The 13,314-nt window shown below is 58.8% G+C and carries 13 protein-coding genes, 1 tRNA gene and 2 pseudogenes; 12 read left to right on the top strand and 4 right to left on the bottom strand.

Annotated features, from left to right (window positions below; all coding sequences use genetic code 11):
- Window position 1: 1 nt before the first annotated feature.
- Both ACGHU1_RS14415 and ftsE read right to left on the bottom strand, forming a co-directional pair.
- Window positions 2–961 carry a cell division protein FtsX gene (locus ACGHU1_RS14415; RefSeq protein ID WP_390588057.1) on the bottom strand — a complete coding sequence of 320 codons (960 nt, stop codon included), beginning with the start codon at window positions 959–961 and terminating at the stop codon, window positions 2–4.
- A complete protein-coding gene (gene ftsE / locus ACGHU1_RS14410; protein ID WP_390588055.1) occupies window positions 958–1,695 on the bottom strand; it encodes a cell division ATP-binding protein FtsE in 738 nt (245 codons plus the stop codon). The genes ACGHU1_RS14415 and ftsE overlap by 4 nt, the downstream gene beginning before the upstream one ends.
- A 216-nt stretch (window positions 1,696–1,911) precedes the next feature.
- Between ftsE and ACGHU1_RS14405 the strand changes: the two genes are divergently transcribed.
- Together ACGHU1_RS14405 and ACGHU1_RS14400 are read left to right on the top strand one after the other, a co-directional pair.
- Window positions 1,912–2,928 (top strand): FxLYD domain-containing protein, encoded by a 1,017-nt coding sequence (locus ACGHU1_RS14405; RefSeq protein ID WP_390588053.1) that lies wholly within the window; start codon window positions 1,912–1,914, stop codon window positions 2,926–2,928.
- A gap of 178 nt (window positions 2,929–3,106) precedes the next feature.
- Window positions 3,107–3,193: transfer RNA gene (locus ACGHU1_RS14400), tRNA-Leu, on the top strand.
- Between the two features lie 303 nt (window positions 3,194–3,496).
- Here ACGHU1_RS14400 and ACGHU1_RS14395 read toward each other — a convergent pair.
- Together ACGHU1_RS14395 and ACGHU1_RS14390 are read right to left on the bottom strand one after the other, a co-directional pair.
- Window positions 3,497–4,294, bottom strand: coding sequence for a hypothetical protein (locus tag ACGHU1_RS14395; RefSeq protein ID WP_390588051.1), 798 nt, complete (start codon window positions 4,292–4,294; stop codon window positions 3,497–3,499).
- A 194-nt stretch (window positions 4,295–4,488) separates the two neighbouring features.
- On the bottom strand, window positions 4,489–4,668 hold the full coding sequence (locus ACGHU1_RS14390) for a helix-turn-helix transcriptional regulator (RefSeq protein WP_390588222.1): 180 nt from the start codon (window positions 4,666–4,668) through the stop codon (window positions 4,489–4,491).
- Between the two features lie 272 nt (window positions 4,669–4,940).
- On the opposite strand from ACGHU1_RS14390, the gene ACGHU1_RS14385 reads away from it, so the two are divergent.
- The 10 genes and pseudogenes from ACGHU1_RS14385 (at window position 4,941) to ACGHU1_RS14340 (ending at window position 12,962) form a co-directional block, all read left to right on the top strand.
- On the top strand, window positions 4,941–5,174 hold the full coding sequence (locus ACGHU1_RS14385; protein WP_390588220.1) for a type IV secretion system protein VirB3: 234 nt from the start codon (window positions 4,941–4,943) through the stop codon (window positions 5,172–5,174).
- A pseudogene (locus tag ACGHU1_RS14380) lies at window positions 5,153–7,528 on the top strand (VirB4 family type IV secretion/conjugal transfer ATPase). The gene ACGHU1_RS14385 and the pseudogene ACGHU1_RS14380 overlap by 22 nt, the downstream one beginning before the upstream one ends.
- Window positions 7,528–8,718, top strand: a complete 1,191-nt coding sequence (locus tag ACGHU1_RS14375; protein WP_390588050.1) for a type IV secretion system protein — start codon at window positions 7,528–7,530, stop codon at window positions 8,716–8,718. The pseudogene ACGHU1_RS14380 and the gene ACGHU1_RS14375 overlap by 1 nt, the downstream one beginning before the upstream one ends.
- Entirely contained in the window at window positions 8,715–9,446 is a 732-nt protein-coding gene (locus ACGHU1_RS14370) for a virB8 family protein (protein WP_390588049.1), read from the top strand. Before ACGHU1_RS14375 ends, ACGHU1_RS14370 begins: the two co-directional genes overlap by 4 nt.
- On the top strand, window positions 9,443–10,150 hold the full coding sequence (locus tag ACGHU1_RS14365) for a TrbG/VirB9 family P-type conjugative transfer protein (protein WP_390588048.1): 708 nt from the start codon (window positions 9,443–9,445) through the stop codon (window positions 10,148–10,150). The genes ACGHU1_RS14370 and ACGHU1_RS14365 overlap by 4 nt, the downstream gene beginning before the upstream one ends.
- On the top strand, window positions 10,147–11,190 hold the full coding sequence (locus tag ACGHU1_RS14360; RefSeq protein ID WP_390588047.1) for a TrbI/VirB10 family protein: 1,044 nt from the start codon (window positions 10,147–10,149) through the stop codon (window positions 11,188–11,190). Before ACGHU1_RS14365 ends, ACGHU1_RS14360 begins: the two co-directional genes overlap by 4 nt.
- The gene (gene virB11, locus ACGHU1_RS14355; RefSeq protein WP_390588046.1) at window positions 11,187–12,188 is read left to right on the top strand and encodes a P-type DNA transfer ATPase VirB11; all 1,002 of its coding nucleotides are present in this window, start codon (window positions 11,187–11,189) and stop codon (window positions 12,186–12,188) included. The genes ACGHU1_RS14360 and virB11 overlap by 4 nt, the downstream gene beginning before the upstream one ends.
- Window positions 12,189–12,191: 3 nt before the next feature.
- Window positions 12,192–12,560: a hypothetical protein gene (locus ACGHU1_RS14350; protein WP_390588044.1), complete on the top strand. Its 369-nt coding sequence runs from the start codon at window positions 12,192–12,194 to the stop codon at window positions 12,558–12,560.
- A 76-nt stretch (window positions 12,561–12,636) separates the two neighbouring features.
- Window positions 12,637–12,684, top strand: a pseudogene (locus ACGHU1_RS14345) (hypothetical protein); the annotation flags it as partial.
- A 41-nt stretch (window positions 12,685–12,725) separates the two neighbouring features.
- Window positions 12,726–12,962 carry a hypothetical protein gene (locus ACGHU1_RS14340; RefSeq protein WP_390588226.1) on the top strand — a complete coding sequence of 79 codons (237 nt, stop codon included), beginning with the start codon at window positions 12,726–12,728 and terminating at the stop codon, window positions 12,960–12,962.
- Window positions 12,963–13,314: the final 352 nt, after the last annotated feature.

Genomic DNA, 13,314 nt, shown 5'->3' with positions numbered 1-13,314 from the left:
TTTACAACATAGATTTGAGGGCGAGCTTAATCGTGATCCGCCCCGTGATCAGGGCCAGCACTACGCCAGCGACGGGTATGGCTGCAATCACAATCCAATCCGGCATACCAAGACCGCCCGCGCCAATCATTCCGCTATCAAGTGCGGAAAACTGCCGCCCAAGCAGCCAGACCGCCGCAAGGCCCAGCACCAGGCCCATCGCCGCGCCGAAGACGGCATCGCGCACGACGGACCTTTGGAATATCTGGGTGATCTGTGTGTCGGTTCCGCCCAGCAGGTGCAATATCTCCACCGTATCGCGGTGGTTCGAAAAGGCATTGCGCGCGGCCAGCCAAACCGCCGCAGCAGTCGCCAGCGCCACCAGCGCAATCAGCGCAAGCGCCAGATATTGCAAAGCGGCCAGCGCATCGTAGACGGGCCGCAGCCAATCCGACTGCGCATCAATCCGTGCGCCGGGCACGCCCGCGTCCAGCGCCGCCTGAAGCGTCGCAATCTCCGCCTCATCCGCGCGGCGCACCAATTCGGCATCGATTAGAGCGGGCATCGGCACCGTATCGCCCGTCGCCGCCGTGCCCAGCCACGGTTCAAGCAATGCGGCAAGCTCGGCCTCCGGCACAATGCGAACATCGGCCACGATCGGCTGAGCAGAGAGCAGTATGGCTGCATCCTGCGCCAATTGCGCGCGGCGTGCCTGATCGGCTTCGACAATCTGCACGGTTACAGAGCCGGAAAGATCGGCGCGCGCGCTGTCGGCAAGGTTGCGCAGCGACAATCCGCCCGCCGCCGCAATCACCACCAGCGCGATTAGGATCGCTATGACCCACGGGATCGGTCCTCCGAAACGGGTCTGCGGCAGCAATTTTCCCGCCAGGCTACCGCGCAGCTTTGCCTTTGCATCGGGGCTTGGCGCGAAAGTCCTGGGCGGCTTTCTGCCTTCGGGAGCGGCGGGATTGTTGCTCATGCGCCCACCTTGCCCGTGGTTTCGCGGAGCGGGGGAAAGCGGAGCGCACCGGTCGGGTCGGAAAGGCGGCCCTTGTTGAGCCGCATGATGAGCGAATCCGGCACTTTCTTCAAAAGGTGCACGTCGTGGGTGGCGACAACGACTGTCGTGCCGACCCGGTTATTCAACGCTTCGAACAGGCGCAGCAGTTTCAGCGCCATTTCGGGATCGACATTGCCGGTCGGCTCGTCCGCTATCAGCATGGCGGGGCGCGCGATGACAGCGCGGGCGATGGCGACGCGCTGTTGCTCCCCGCCTGACATTCTGGCCGGAATGGCCTGCGCACGGTGCGACAGGCCCACCCATTCAAGCATATCCGACACCGCTTTCATCACCTTGCCTTCATGCGTGCCGGACAGGCGCAGCGGCAGGGCAACATTGTCGAACGCAGACAGGTGATCGACCAGCCCGAAATTCTGGAACACGACACCAAGCCGCCGGCGAAATTCCGGCAGGCGTTCCCGCGGCAAGGTAATCATGTCCTCGCCAAACATGCGGATCGCGCCGCGCGAAGGCCGCTGCGCAAGGTAGAGCAGTTTTAAAAGGCTTGTCTTACCCGCCCCGCTGGCTCCGGTCAGGAAATAGAAACTGCCCGGATGGAGCGTAAAGCTGAGATCGCTCAGCACCTCTGGATCAGTGCCATAGCGCAGCCCGACATTGTCGAATTTCACAATTTCGCTTGGCCGCTCGTTCATCAGTCGGGCTTATCAGCGCCCTTGTGCCGGTGCTAGCCAATCCTGCCAAACAGGTGTGGGTTTGCCGCCCTCAAAGCACCCGAATGGTGCAGCGATGTGGAAAAAAGCACCGATTCGGGCGGTGAAGCGTGCCCCGCACTTGTGCCCGCCGCCCCCGTGCTTATTGAATTTTACACCATGATTATTTCCTGCCCTGCTTGCTCGACGCGATATGTAGTGCCGGATTCGGCCATCGGGATCGAAGGCCGGACGGTGCGCTGCGCCAAGTGCAAGCATTCCTGGTTTCAGGATCCGCAGCCGCTGGACCTCACCGAAAAGGCAGATGAAACACCTTCCGCCGCTACCCCGGCCCCCAGCCCCGCCCCTACCGAGGCTTCTCCGTCACCGGAACGGGCTGAACCTGAGGCGGGACCAGCGCCCACACCGAGTCCGGCGCCTGCACCTACGCCGCCTGCCGAAACAGCGGCTCCATCGGTCAACCACTGGCGCACGCCAGACAGCGTGAAAGCCCCGTATTCCCGTCCGCAAGGGGTTGATCCGGTCGATCCGGTAGCAGGCGGCATTGCAGCGCGTGCTCTAAGGCAGGGTCTGACCAACAAGGACCGCGGAGAAACCGAAAAACCGTTTGCCGAAGAGCCGGTGGCCCGGCCCATTGTAGACGAACCCAGCGAACCGGTCGCAGACCCGCTGGCCGATCAGCACGCCGATGCCGAAACCGGCGATGACGCTGATTACCACTATCCCTACGAGGATGAAGATACTGAGGCAGAATCCGGGTTCGATTATTCCCCGCCCTTCAGCGCGCGGCGCAATCCGCTTAAAATGTGGACCATCGCCGCAGCGGCGTTCGCCCTGCTCGCGACGGGCACCGTCTTTGCTGTCAATTATTACGGCCTGCCAAGCTGGGTCCCGATCCAGCAACCTACGTTCGGGATCGGCAATTCCGATCTCACTCTCGATTTTCCTGTCGAGGGGCAGCGCACGGAAACGCTTGAGACAGGTGCGGAAATCTTTCGTGTCCGCGGCACCATCACCAATGATAGCCAAGAAACGGTTACGGTTCCCAGTCTGCTGGTGGTCTTCAGCGATGAAAGAGGGCGGCAGGTCGGCACTTGGCCCATCGTCCCTTCACAGCGGGAACTTGCCCCGGGTGAGAGCATGAACGTGACGCAGGCGATCGCCGACGTGCCCGCCGCAGCCCGCTTGGTCGAAATCGGCTGGGCACCTAACTGATCGCACCGGGCAGCGTTTCGGCCAAGCAGCAGCGCCCGCCTCGTCTCCTGCGCGCCATCCCAAAATACGACATCCGGCAGCGCAGTGCGCGTCAAAGCGCTTGCACTGCCCGGAACCCCTTGCTACGGGCGCGCTCCTACCAGGGGCAGCACAGCTTTGTTGTCCAGATTACCCGAGTGCGGTCGTGGCGGAACTGGTAGACGCGCAACGTTGAGGTCGTTGTGGGCTAACGCCCGTGGAAGTTCGAGTCTTCTCGACCGCACCATTACTCTTTTCCCATAGTTGAACATATCATCACTAAAACCCTTGGAAACCCGGGCGTTTGAGGTGATGTCATTGACGCATCGCTGAACATCAAATACCACTGTGTCGCACCCATCAGGGTGGCTAGAAAGGTGGCTTTTGAAGTTCAGTGCACTCACGCAAATGAAGGCCAAGAACCTTGGGTCAGGCAAGTATGCTGATGGCCAGGGTCTGTGGCTCATCAAGCGCGATAAGAGCTCCGGACGCTGGATGCTTCGATTGGTCGTCCATGGGAAGCGCCGCGAAATGGGGTTATCCCCATCGATCATTCGAAGACCGCTGCCGTGCAGTCGATTTCAGGTCGGTGGAATGGCCTGAAGCCTCTTTCGTGATTGACCAGACTATCGAAGAAAAGTGTCATCGCGCCCTCATTGACCGTGATGCTATAGCTTTCGAACCAGCTCCATTCTTCATCACTCATTGCGAAGTTGTAGATTGGCTTGCCGCGATCATCTGCCGAGATGCTCTCCAATCTTCCGGTCATGCCCGAATACCGGAAGCCATCCGCTTCGATCACAATCTCGTGGTTGGCATCAAAACCTCGGCATGTGTCCATCGAAGACCAAGTGCCATGTAAGAAGTCAGGGATCGCAGCGACGTTTCCGTCCGCGATGATCTCGAAGGGCTCCAAATTTCGGCCCCATACATATTGGCCGTCGGCGAGCTTGAGCCACCGAGAGCTTGGGTCGAACGCTTTTACCTCGCTTGCGCTTGCAAGGGTTCCTTCGGCTAAACTGAAAAGGACTTCGGTGTCTTGGCTCGTCGGGAAGGCACGGACATTTGCAGGACCTATCACGTGGTAGGCGATCGCGTCAGAGACGAAGACGTCTTCGTAAGCAGTAAAGTAGGGTAAACCTTCAGCCGTTAGCTGAGGTCCTGCAAGTTCACGTTCGAACACCGACCCGATTCCATTCGAGATCGAATTGCTTGTCAAAATAGCAAGGAGAACTGCGAGCAGGATTGCTCCTCCAATGACCTGCTTGCGGTTCTCTGGTTGCCTGACATAGTCAGACAGCGCAGAGAGCTGCTCGCCGGCGCGGCCCGCGCCGCCGGACAGCGCCAACGCTGTGCGCTCTGCAAACGACGCTCCGCGTACTGTCAGCTCACCGCATTTTGGACAAAACGCAGACCTCGCCCCAAGAGCCGCCCCACACGCCTCACATTCCACAATGTGTCCCCCCTTTTAATCCCCCCCTAAATGGGTGACCGGGGTGTGCACCCCCGATCACCCGCTCCTTTTCAGGAGTGCCGGACAGGTTAGTCTCGGCCTTCCAGGCGCACGCGGAGCCACTCCAGCACTTCGTCCTCAACCCATCCGACCCGGCACGGGCCCAGCTGTACCCGCTTGGGGAATAGGCCGGCCTTTTCCAGGCGTGCGATGTGCTGAGGCGAATACAGAACCAGCTCCTTGACCTGACGCTTCGACAAAATCCTCATCACGATGTCTCCTTGATTGAAGAGCATCGCGATGCTCGGACTTACGACAATCCCCGAGGCCGAGTGAGGTTAGCGCGCGACAACTAAAAGGCAAGTAATGGTCGATTCTCAGGTTTTGGCGTATTTTTTCGCTTGGCAGGAGGCATTACTTTAGATTTTCTCAAGTGACACAAGAGATGTTCTCTGATTAAGTGCTTGGAGTGCGCAAAGGAAAATCCGTGACCGAAGAGCTTCGCCGTGACACCTTGTTCGTAGCGCTTACGCGGCCGCAAATGTTCGCCGGGGTCAGTTATACATTTTTTGTCATCAACGCGATTATAGCTGTAGAGCTCTTTCTGATATTTAGAGCATGGTGGGTGCTCCTAATTGCCGTCCTCATTCACGGCATAGGTATCCTCGTGAGCTTGCGCGAACCGCGTATCTTCGACCTTTGGATAACGCGGGTGCGCAACTGTCCGCGGATCAAGAATTACTCGGTGTGGCGATGCAATTCCTACCGCCCCTGACGCGCGATCCCAAAACGATTAAGTACGAGACTGCTGCTGGCGAGCACCTGCCCTACGCGCGGCATCTTGACGATGTAACGATTGAGACCCGCGATGGCTTGCTCATGCAAACAGTCAGGCTGGGCGGCCTGCTGTTCGAAACCGCAGATAGCGAGGAATTGAATTACCGCAGCAGCCTACGCGATGCGATGCTGCGGACGCTTGGTTCGTCTCGCTTTGCAATCTACCATCACGTAGTGCGGAGGAGCGCCGAGGCTGCGCTCAGTCCTGTTACGGCGGATGATTTCTCTGTCCAGCTGGACGAGCGCTGGCGGGAGAAGCTCAGCGGCAAACAGCTTTATGTAAATGAGCTGTTTCTCACGATCGTGCGTCGCCCGCTTCAAGGGCGCATCGGTTTACTCGACCGGCTACGCGGCCGGTTCGCGCGCAGTTCAAATACCAATGCTGGGCTCATTGCTGCTGAGAAAAGCGCATTGGACCGCGCGAGGGAAGCTCTGACGGCGTCCCTGTCAGCCTATGATCCGCGGGCTCTGAGCGCTTACGACACGCCCGATGGCAAACGGTCAGAACCGCTGGAGTTCCTCTCCTGCTTGTTCAATGCCGATATGCGTCCTGTGGCGATGCCGCATGGGGACCTTGGGCATTTTATCCCAGCCCGGCGAATCAGTTTTGGTCAGGACACGGTCGAACTTGCTCCGATGGGTCAGCTGCCGCGCCGCTTCATCGCGATGATATCGGTAAAAGATTATCCCGGAGCGACCTTTCCAGGGATGTTTGACGAGCTGTACCGGCTTCCATTCGAACTGCACGTCACACAGAGCTTTGCGATGGTTGAGCGCGCGCAGGCACTCGGGCAGATGAACCTTGCGCTAAGGCGCATGAAATCGGCCGAGGATGAAGCGCTGTCGCTGCGAGACGAGCTCACGGGTGCGAAAGATGAAGTCGCAGCCGGACGCGCCGGGTTTGGAGAGCATCACACAACTATCGCAGTCCATGCCGAAAGCATCGCTGCTCTTCAGGATCACGTTGCCGAAGTCACGGCGATGCTGGCTGATCTAGGGATCAATGCGGTTCGCGAGGACATTGCGCTGGAGCCGGCATTCTGGGCGCAGTTCCCAGCCAATTTTCGCTATATCGGGCGGCGCGGTCTGGTTTCGACAACCAATTTTGCTGGCCTTGCCAGCCTGCACAATTTTCCGGTTGGGCGCGCGCAGGGAAATCATTGGGGCGAGGCAGTTACTTTGCTGGAGACGACCGCTGCTGGGCCCTATTTCTTCAATTGGCACAATCAGGATCTTGGCAATTTTACGGTTATCGGGCCGTCCGGTTCCGGCAAGACCGTTGTGCTTAACTTCTTGCTCGCCCAGGCTCGCCGCTTTCATCCGCGCATCATCTTCTTCGACAAGGATCGCGGTGCGGAGTTGTTTTTGCGTGCAATTGGCGGGACCTATGACCGGTTAACCTCTGAAACGCGCTCCGGTCTCAATCCGCTGCAGCTTGATGACACGCCGACCAACCGTTAGTTCCTGATCGAGTGGCTAACCCTGCTCGCTGGAACCGCATCCAGCGCTGAACTCGACCAGATCCGTGATGCTATCGACACGAGCTTCCAGCAGCCAATCGAACGCCGCCGCCTTCGCTACCTCGTGGAGCTGTTCCGGGGCGGAGCGCGCCCGCATTCAGATGATTTGTATTCGAGACTGCGTCCCTGGTGGGGTCAGGGCGAGCGCGCCTGGCTGTTCGACAATGCCAAGGATCTGACCGACCTTTCATCGGAGACAGTCGGCTTTGACATGACCGCGATCCTTGACGATCCAACTGCCCGCACGCCTGCGATGTTCTATTTCTTCCACCGGGTCGAACAAAGACTGGACGGCGAGCCCGCTATCATCATCATTGACGAGGGCTGGAAGGCGCTTGATGACGAAGTGTTCGTGCGCCGGATCAAGGATTGGGAAAAGACAATCCGCAAACGCAACGGCATTGTCGGTTTCGCCACGCAGAGCGCGCAGGATGCGCTCGAAAGCCAGATCGCCAGCGCCATCATTGAACAGGCTGCAACGCAGATATTCATGATCAATCCAAAAGCGCGGCCGGAGCATTACATCAACGGGTTCGGGCTTTCTCGCCACGAATTTGATCTGGTCCGCACTTTGCCCGACACCTCGCATTGCTTTTTGATCAAGCATGGGCGTGAAAGCGTGGTGGCGCGGCTTGACCTGTCGGGCGAGCAGGACCTGCTGACGATCTTGTCGGGCCGCGAAAAGACCGTCAGGCTGTTCGACGAGCTGGTCGGGAAGACCGGCCCCGATCCCGCCAATTGGCTTCACGTTTTGCTGGAGAAAGCTGCCTGATGGCCTGTCCTGCTATCATCACGGGCGAACAGTTTCTTGTGCGCGTGCTGTCGCATATCGATTGTCAGGCGCAGGTGATCGGCAGCTATGGCTATATGGCGCTGGGTCAGCCTGGTTCGGTCGCATCCACTTTGGTCGCAGGCCTTCTTACCCTGTTTATCGCCTTTTTCGGCATCCGCCTTTTGTTCGGCCCTACTCCGGGGGCTCGCGATCTGGTCTATGATGTGCTCAAGATCGGCATTGTCCTGACACTCGCGTTTTCCTGGCCTGCCTTCCGCACGGTGGTCTACGACGTGACCCTCAAAGGCCCTGCTGAGATCGCAAGCGTGATCCAAGCGGGCAGCGGGAACGCGAACGCCGAAGGATTTCCTGCGCGGCTTCAGGAGGTCGACAATGCCGTGGTGCAATTGACGACGATCGGAACCGGGCGAAACACAGGGCAATTCATTGATCAGAATGAGCCGGGTGCGACCTTCGAAGGGACCGCCCTGCAAGACGATTCCGCATTCGGCTCGGCACGGCTGCTGTATCTCGCGAGCGTCATAGGTTCGCTCGCGCTGCTGCGGATCGGAGCGGGTCTCTTGCTTGCACTCGCACCAGTTGTGGCCGCGTTATACTTCTTCAATCAAACGCGGGGGATTTTTGCCGGATGGCTAAAGGGGATTGTCCTGACCGTGGCGGGCTCGGTCGGGGCGACCATGGTGCTAAGCGTACAACTGGCCATCCTTGAGCCATTCCTCGCCGATGCAGTGCGCGTGCGCAGCTTGGGCTATGCCGTTCCGTCAGCGCCGACCGAACTGTTTGCGATCATGCTTGCCTTTGCAATCGTGCAGCTGGTGATGCTGTGGTTCCTCGCCAAAATTGTGTTCAACCGCGGATGGCTTACACTGCCAGACTTCGCGCGGTTTGCCGAACCGGCCGCGGCGTCTCCAATCCTTGTATCTTCGAACCAGCTCCAATCGCAGCCTCAAATCCTGCGCGCGGAGCGGATCAGCAACAAGATCGAAAGCTCGATCCGCCGCGAAAACGAATATTTGGGTTCGAGATTGCTGCGCAGCGAGACGCCGAGAACAGCAAACGCTGGCGAAGCACCAGACAATGCGACGAGATCGCCGCGTCTGGGTAATTCCTACCGCCGTTCCGCCACCAGACCATCACGGGCCGCAACCATGCGGGACAAAACTTCATGACCGCTAGGCCAGACCACGATTTTCCCGACCTGCCTGTCGCCGAAAGCTGGGCGAAAAGCGTTACCGAGGACCTCGAACGCTCCAACCGGCGCGCTTGGGCTGTCGCGATCATCGCTGCGCTGATCGCGCTGCTCGAAGCGGCTGCACTTGTTCTTCTCGTTCCGCTCAAGACGGTCGAGCCCTACACGCTACTGGTCGACCGCCAAACCGGCAATGTGGAAGGCCTCAGCCCCATTGACGAGATGCTTGTCACGCCCGATGCCGCGCTAACCCGCTCAATGCTGGTTCAGTATGTAACCGCACGCGAAAGCTTTTCGCAGGACAGCCTGCAGACCGATTATCGCAAGGTGGGATTGTGGTCGGATAATACGGTAACGCAGCAATACAGCCGCGCAATGGACGCAAGCAATCCGGCCAGCCCGCTTGCGTACTTGCCGGGCAGAGCGACGATCAAGACTGAGATAAAGAGCGTCTCGACCCTCTCGGAAGGGCGTTCAATGGTGCGCTTCACCACGGCCCGCATTGATCCGGGCGCAGCGCCGCAGATTTCACAACATTGGATCGCCATCATTGGGTACGGCTTTAGCACCGCTGCGATGACCGAGGCTGACAGGTACATAAATCCGCTTGGCTTTCAGGTCACCAGCTATCGCCGAGATGCAGAAACACTGCCTGAAGAGAACATCGTTAACGGCATTGAGCAGCCAGAAGCGCAGCCCCAACCATGAAGCCAATCGTCTTGACCGCAGCGCTTTGCCTAATCTGTTCCCCCTTGGCGGCACAGATATTTCCTACGCCTGGCCAAGACACGCCGCGCATTCAGACAGTGCAATGGCGCTCAGGCGAGGCAATCGTTCTAACGGCCTTGCCGCAGACCGGATTGACCCTGATGCTCGAGCCAGGCGAAACAATCCGCCGGGCCAGCCTTTCCGGCAGTAATGCCTGGGACGTGATGGTCTCCATCGAGCAAGACAGCATTCAAGTCACGCCGCAAGCGGGTGCAGCACCTGCCAGTCTGGCAGTGGACACCGATATGCGCTCGTATGAGTTTATCCTTGAAACCGGACGCGGATTGCAAGCAGCTTATCTGGTACGGCTTCAGTATGGGTCGGAACGATTGGCTAAAGGTCTGCAGCAGCAAAAGGCTGAAGAACTAACCGGCCTTGCCTGGTCATACCGATTGCGCGGCGATAAATCTGTGCGGCCCGCTTTGGTTCGAGACAATGGCGCTAAAACCGTCATCAAATACGCTGAAGGCCAAGCCCTTCCAGCAGTTTTTGCTATCGGACCCACTGGCGAGGAAGAAGTGGTCGCAGGCTATATGCGCGGCGATCGCTTCGTCATCGACCGCGTTCACGAGCGGCTCGTTTTCCGCATTGATAAAGAGAAGGCGACCGCTCGGCGCAGCACCAAGCCGGAGGAGGACCAATGAATGAGGCGAAGCTAGCAGGTTCGGGCAGCGACCGACAGCCCGGTGACATCCGGCCAGTAGTGGCTACTGGTAATAATGGAAACTGGACCCTTTGGGCTTTTCTCGTCGTGCTCGCGATTGCCGGTGCGTGGCTCTTCAATGCCCTGTCCTCAGCGCGCGAAGCGGCTGATACATCCTCAACGCTAGCCCAAAGCGGCCCCACCAATGGCCGCATTGCTTCTCCCGACCCTCTGCGAATTCCCGAACGCTTTGCTGATATGCAGCCACTCGCAGAGCCGGCCGTTATCGAGCCGCGTCAACCGGTACAGGCGCGCGTTCAACCGCCAGCTCCTGTCCTGCCCGCGCTGCTTCCAACGTTTCAACCTGTGCCGCGCGTGCAGCCCGTCACACCTGCTCCAGCCCTCCCGCAGGTGGTGTTCGAGAACCGTGCGCCTCGCCCTCCTGCGCCAAGCTCAGCGGCAACCTCCGATCTAGAGCGCGTGACAGCGAGCCGCCTCAGCAATCCGTCGCAGACCATCCCCAAAGGCACAGTCATACCCGCAGTGCTTGAAACTGCGTTAGATTCCACCCGCCCGGGCGGCGCCAGGGCGCTGGTCCAGCGCGATATGTACGGCTTCGATGGCACCCGTGTTCTGATACCTCGCGGTAGCAGGCTGTATGGCGAGTACGAAACCGGAATTGATCGCGGACAGAACCGGGCATTGGTTCAGTGGACCCGGCTCATGCGGCCTGATGGCGCAACGATCGCGCTCGACTCGCCCTCATCAGATCCGCTTGGAAGAGCGGGTATCAAAGGCAAGGTAGACGGTAAGTTCTGGCAGCGTTTTGGCGGAGCCTTGCTGAACTCGATCTTGGATGTTGGAGTTGGGCTTGCGGTTAACGAAGCAAGCGACGGTGTCATAGTCGCGCTGCCGGGCAGCACCCAGAATGTCCAGGTTGCAGATACAGAATCGATCCGCCCAACGCTCAAGGTTAAGCATGGCACAAGCGTATCGGTGTTCGTCGCGCGCGATCTCGACTTTTCGAGTGTTGATCCGTGAGCTTGACCGATCTTGATGGAGACACCGGGGAGACCGCAGGATATTATCTGGACAGTTTTCTGGCCCCGCTCGCGCCTTACCTTGGGCGCAACGATGTTACCGACATTTGGATCAATCGACCAGGCGAGGTCTGGATAGAGAGCCTGGGCGGCGGGATTGAACGGCGCGACGATCCAAGTGTCAGTTCGGCATTGCTGGAACGACTTGCCCGCCAGATCGCGGCGTATTCATCGCAGGGCATTTCGCGCGCGCACCCGCTTCTAGCAGCGTCTTTACCCGATGGCAGCCGCGTGCAGATTGCCGCACCGCCTGCGACACGCGAAGGGTATGCGCTGGCAATCCGCCGGCATGTCTCCGCCGATCTTTCGATTTCTGATTGGGAAGAAGCTGACGCGTTTGACGGGTTGCACGCCGGTCCAGCGTCCCGGTTATCCGATCGGAAGCTTGTGCCTTTAGGAGCGAGGGATGCAGCCAGCCATTTGCGAGGTGCGGTGAAGGAGCGACGCAACATTCTGGTATCCGGCGGTACGTCGTCTGGGAAGACAACGTTTCTCAACTCGCTTCTCGGCGAAATACCTGAAACCGAACGCCTCGTACTCATCGAAGATACGCCCGAACTGTTCATTCGGCATCAAAATGCTGTCGGTCTGATCGCGGCACGCGGTGAAGAAAGTGAAGCGAATGTAACCGCAGAAGACCTACTGATCGCCGCGTTGAGGATGCGGCCCGATCGGATTGTCTTGGGCGAATTGCGCGGGGTGGAGGCCTTTACATTCTTGCGCGCAGTCAATACCGGCCATCCGGGGTCCATGACGACCGTACATGCCGACACACCAGCGAGGGCAATTGAACAGCTCTCACTTCTCGTGCTTCAATCAGGTTCTAAACTCAGCCGAGACGATGTGCGGCACTACGTTCGCGAAAGCGTGGATGTGTATGTGCAGCTCGAACGACGCAATGGTAGGCGGTGCGTTAGTGAAGTGCTGGTGGCAGAGTAGAGGATGGTGATCAGTCAGCAGCAATCATTGTTTGAGCCAACTGGTGAACCTGTGCTGGCAAGCTCGATTGCATGGATCACTTCTGTAATCGGCGGCAGCTTTGGTTTAATCCTTCTCACGCTTTCTGTCGCGATCATTGGGTTCCTGTTTATTTCTGGTCAACTGCCTCTTCGGTTTGGTTTGCGCTTTATTCTTGGTTGTTTTGTTCTAGCCGGAGCTTCAACGATTTCAGCGGCGCTCTTTGATGTTCCGATGAGCGAACAAGGCATAGGTGAGAATCCACTTACAGAGCCTGTTTTGTCAACCGATGGGAGAGTACTGGATCAATTGCCAGATGATCTAAACCCAAGTGCCAGTACACGCCGCGAATGAGTCAAGCTCTTTCGGAGGTCCGTGAGCTTGAGCACGAATGTTTGCTTCAAGCAACTAGTAGCCAGCGCAACCCGGCATGACTCGACAACCGCTCGCAGACCAGCTTTGCACCTCCCAGCAGACCCTCGCCCAGTATGAGGTCGGGCGGTCGCCGGCGGCGCGAACATGCTCACTGTCCTCTGCGAACTGCTCGATCTGGCCCTCAACGAGCTGCTGGTCGGCAAGGTGCCTGCCTGCACTCCCGGCAAGCGCGGCCCGACCTCGCGGCTGCAACGTCAGATAGATGCCGTCGCGCAGCTTCGCAAGTCAAAGCAGAGGTTCGTCTCCAAGATGCTCGATAACCTCCTAGCCCAAAACGAGGAACAGCAGAGCGCCACCGGCCGCCTGATCCTCTCTCTTTAGCGGCAGATCAGCGCGGGAAAGACGCAAGGGGGCCGGGAACAATCCCACAGCCCCCAGGCGGAGCATTTTGGCTGCTCTATAGACAGTCAAGAGAAGCGGCGCTTTCCGGCTGCAGCCCACCTCCGCGCAGCCGCCCACCTGCAGCCGACTGCAGTGCCAAGGCCCTGATATCGCTCACGAACACCTGACCTGCGCAAACGCTGCAGCGGGCTGCAGGTAACGCACCGTCCTCCTAAACACCTCTAATCCCTGACTAAATACGCTGCAGACACCCATGGCTCCACCGTGTTCGGTGTGCTTAGTCAATAGGGACTAGCACTCATTTGAACGATGCCGCCACGAACCGCTCCAG

The organism is Erythrobacter sp. MTPC3, assembly GCF_042854385.1.
Lineage (GTDB): Bacteria > Pseudomonadota > Alphaproteobacteria > Sphingomonadales > Sphingomonadaceae > Erythrobacter.
This window is presented reverse-complemented; position numbering and strand designations above follow the sequence as displayed.

Coding starts and splice junctions, on each gene's coding strand:
- ACGHU1_RS14415 (WP_390588057.1), bottom strand. CDS start 961: ATGAGCAACAATCCCGCCGCTCCCGAAGGCAGAAAGCCGCCCAGGACT.
- ftsE (WP_390588055.1), bottom strand. CDS start 1,695: ATGAACGAGCGGCCAAGCGAAATTGTGAAATTCGACAATGTCGGGCTG.
- ACGHU1_RS14390 (WP_390588222.1), bottom strand. CDS start 4,668: ATGAGGATTTTGTCGAAGCGTCAGGTCAAGGAGCTGGTTCTGTATTCG.
- ACGHU1_RS14385 (WP_390588220.1), top strand. CDS start 4,941: ATGTTCGCCGGGGTCAGTTATACATTTTTTGTCATCAACGCGATTATA.
- ACGHU1_RS14375 (WP_390588050.1), top strand. CDS start 7,528: ATGGCCTGTCCTGCTATCATCACGGGCGAACAGTTTCTTGTGCGCGTG.
- ACGHU1_RS14370 (WP_390588049.1), top strand. CDS start 8,715: ATGACCGCTAGGCCAGACCACGATTTTCCCGACCTGCCTGTCGCCGAA.
- ACGHU1_RS14365 (WP_390588048.1), top strand. CDS start 9,443: ATGAAGCCAATCGTCTTGACCGCAGCGCTTTGCCTAATCTGTTCCCCC.
- ACGHU1_RS14360 (WP_390588047.1), top strand. CDS start 10,147: ATGAATGAGGCGAAGCTAGCAGGTTCGGGCAGCGACCGACAGCCCGGT.
- ACGHU1_RS14350 (WP_390588044.1), top strand. CDS start 12,192: ATGGTGATCAGTCAGCAGCAATCATTGTTTGAGCCAACTGGTGAACCT.
- ACGHU1_RS14340 (WP_390588226.1), top strand. CDS start 12,726: ATGCTCACTGTCCTCTGCGAACTGCTCGATCTGGCCCTCAACGAGCTG.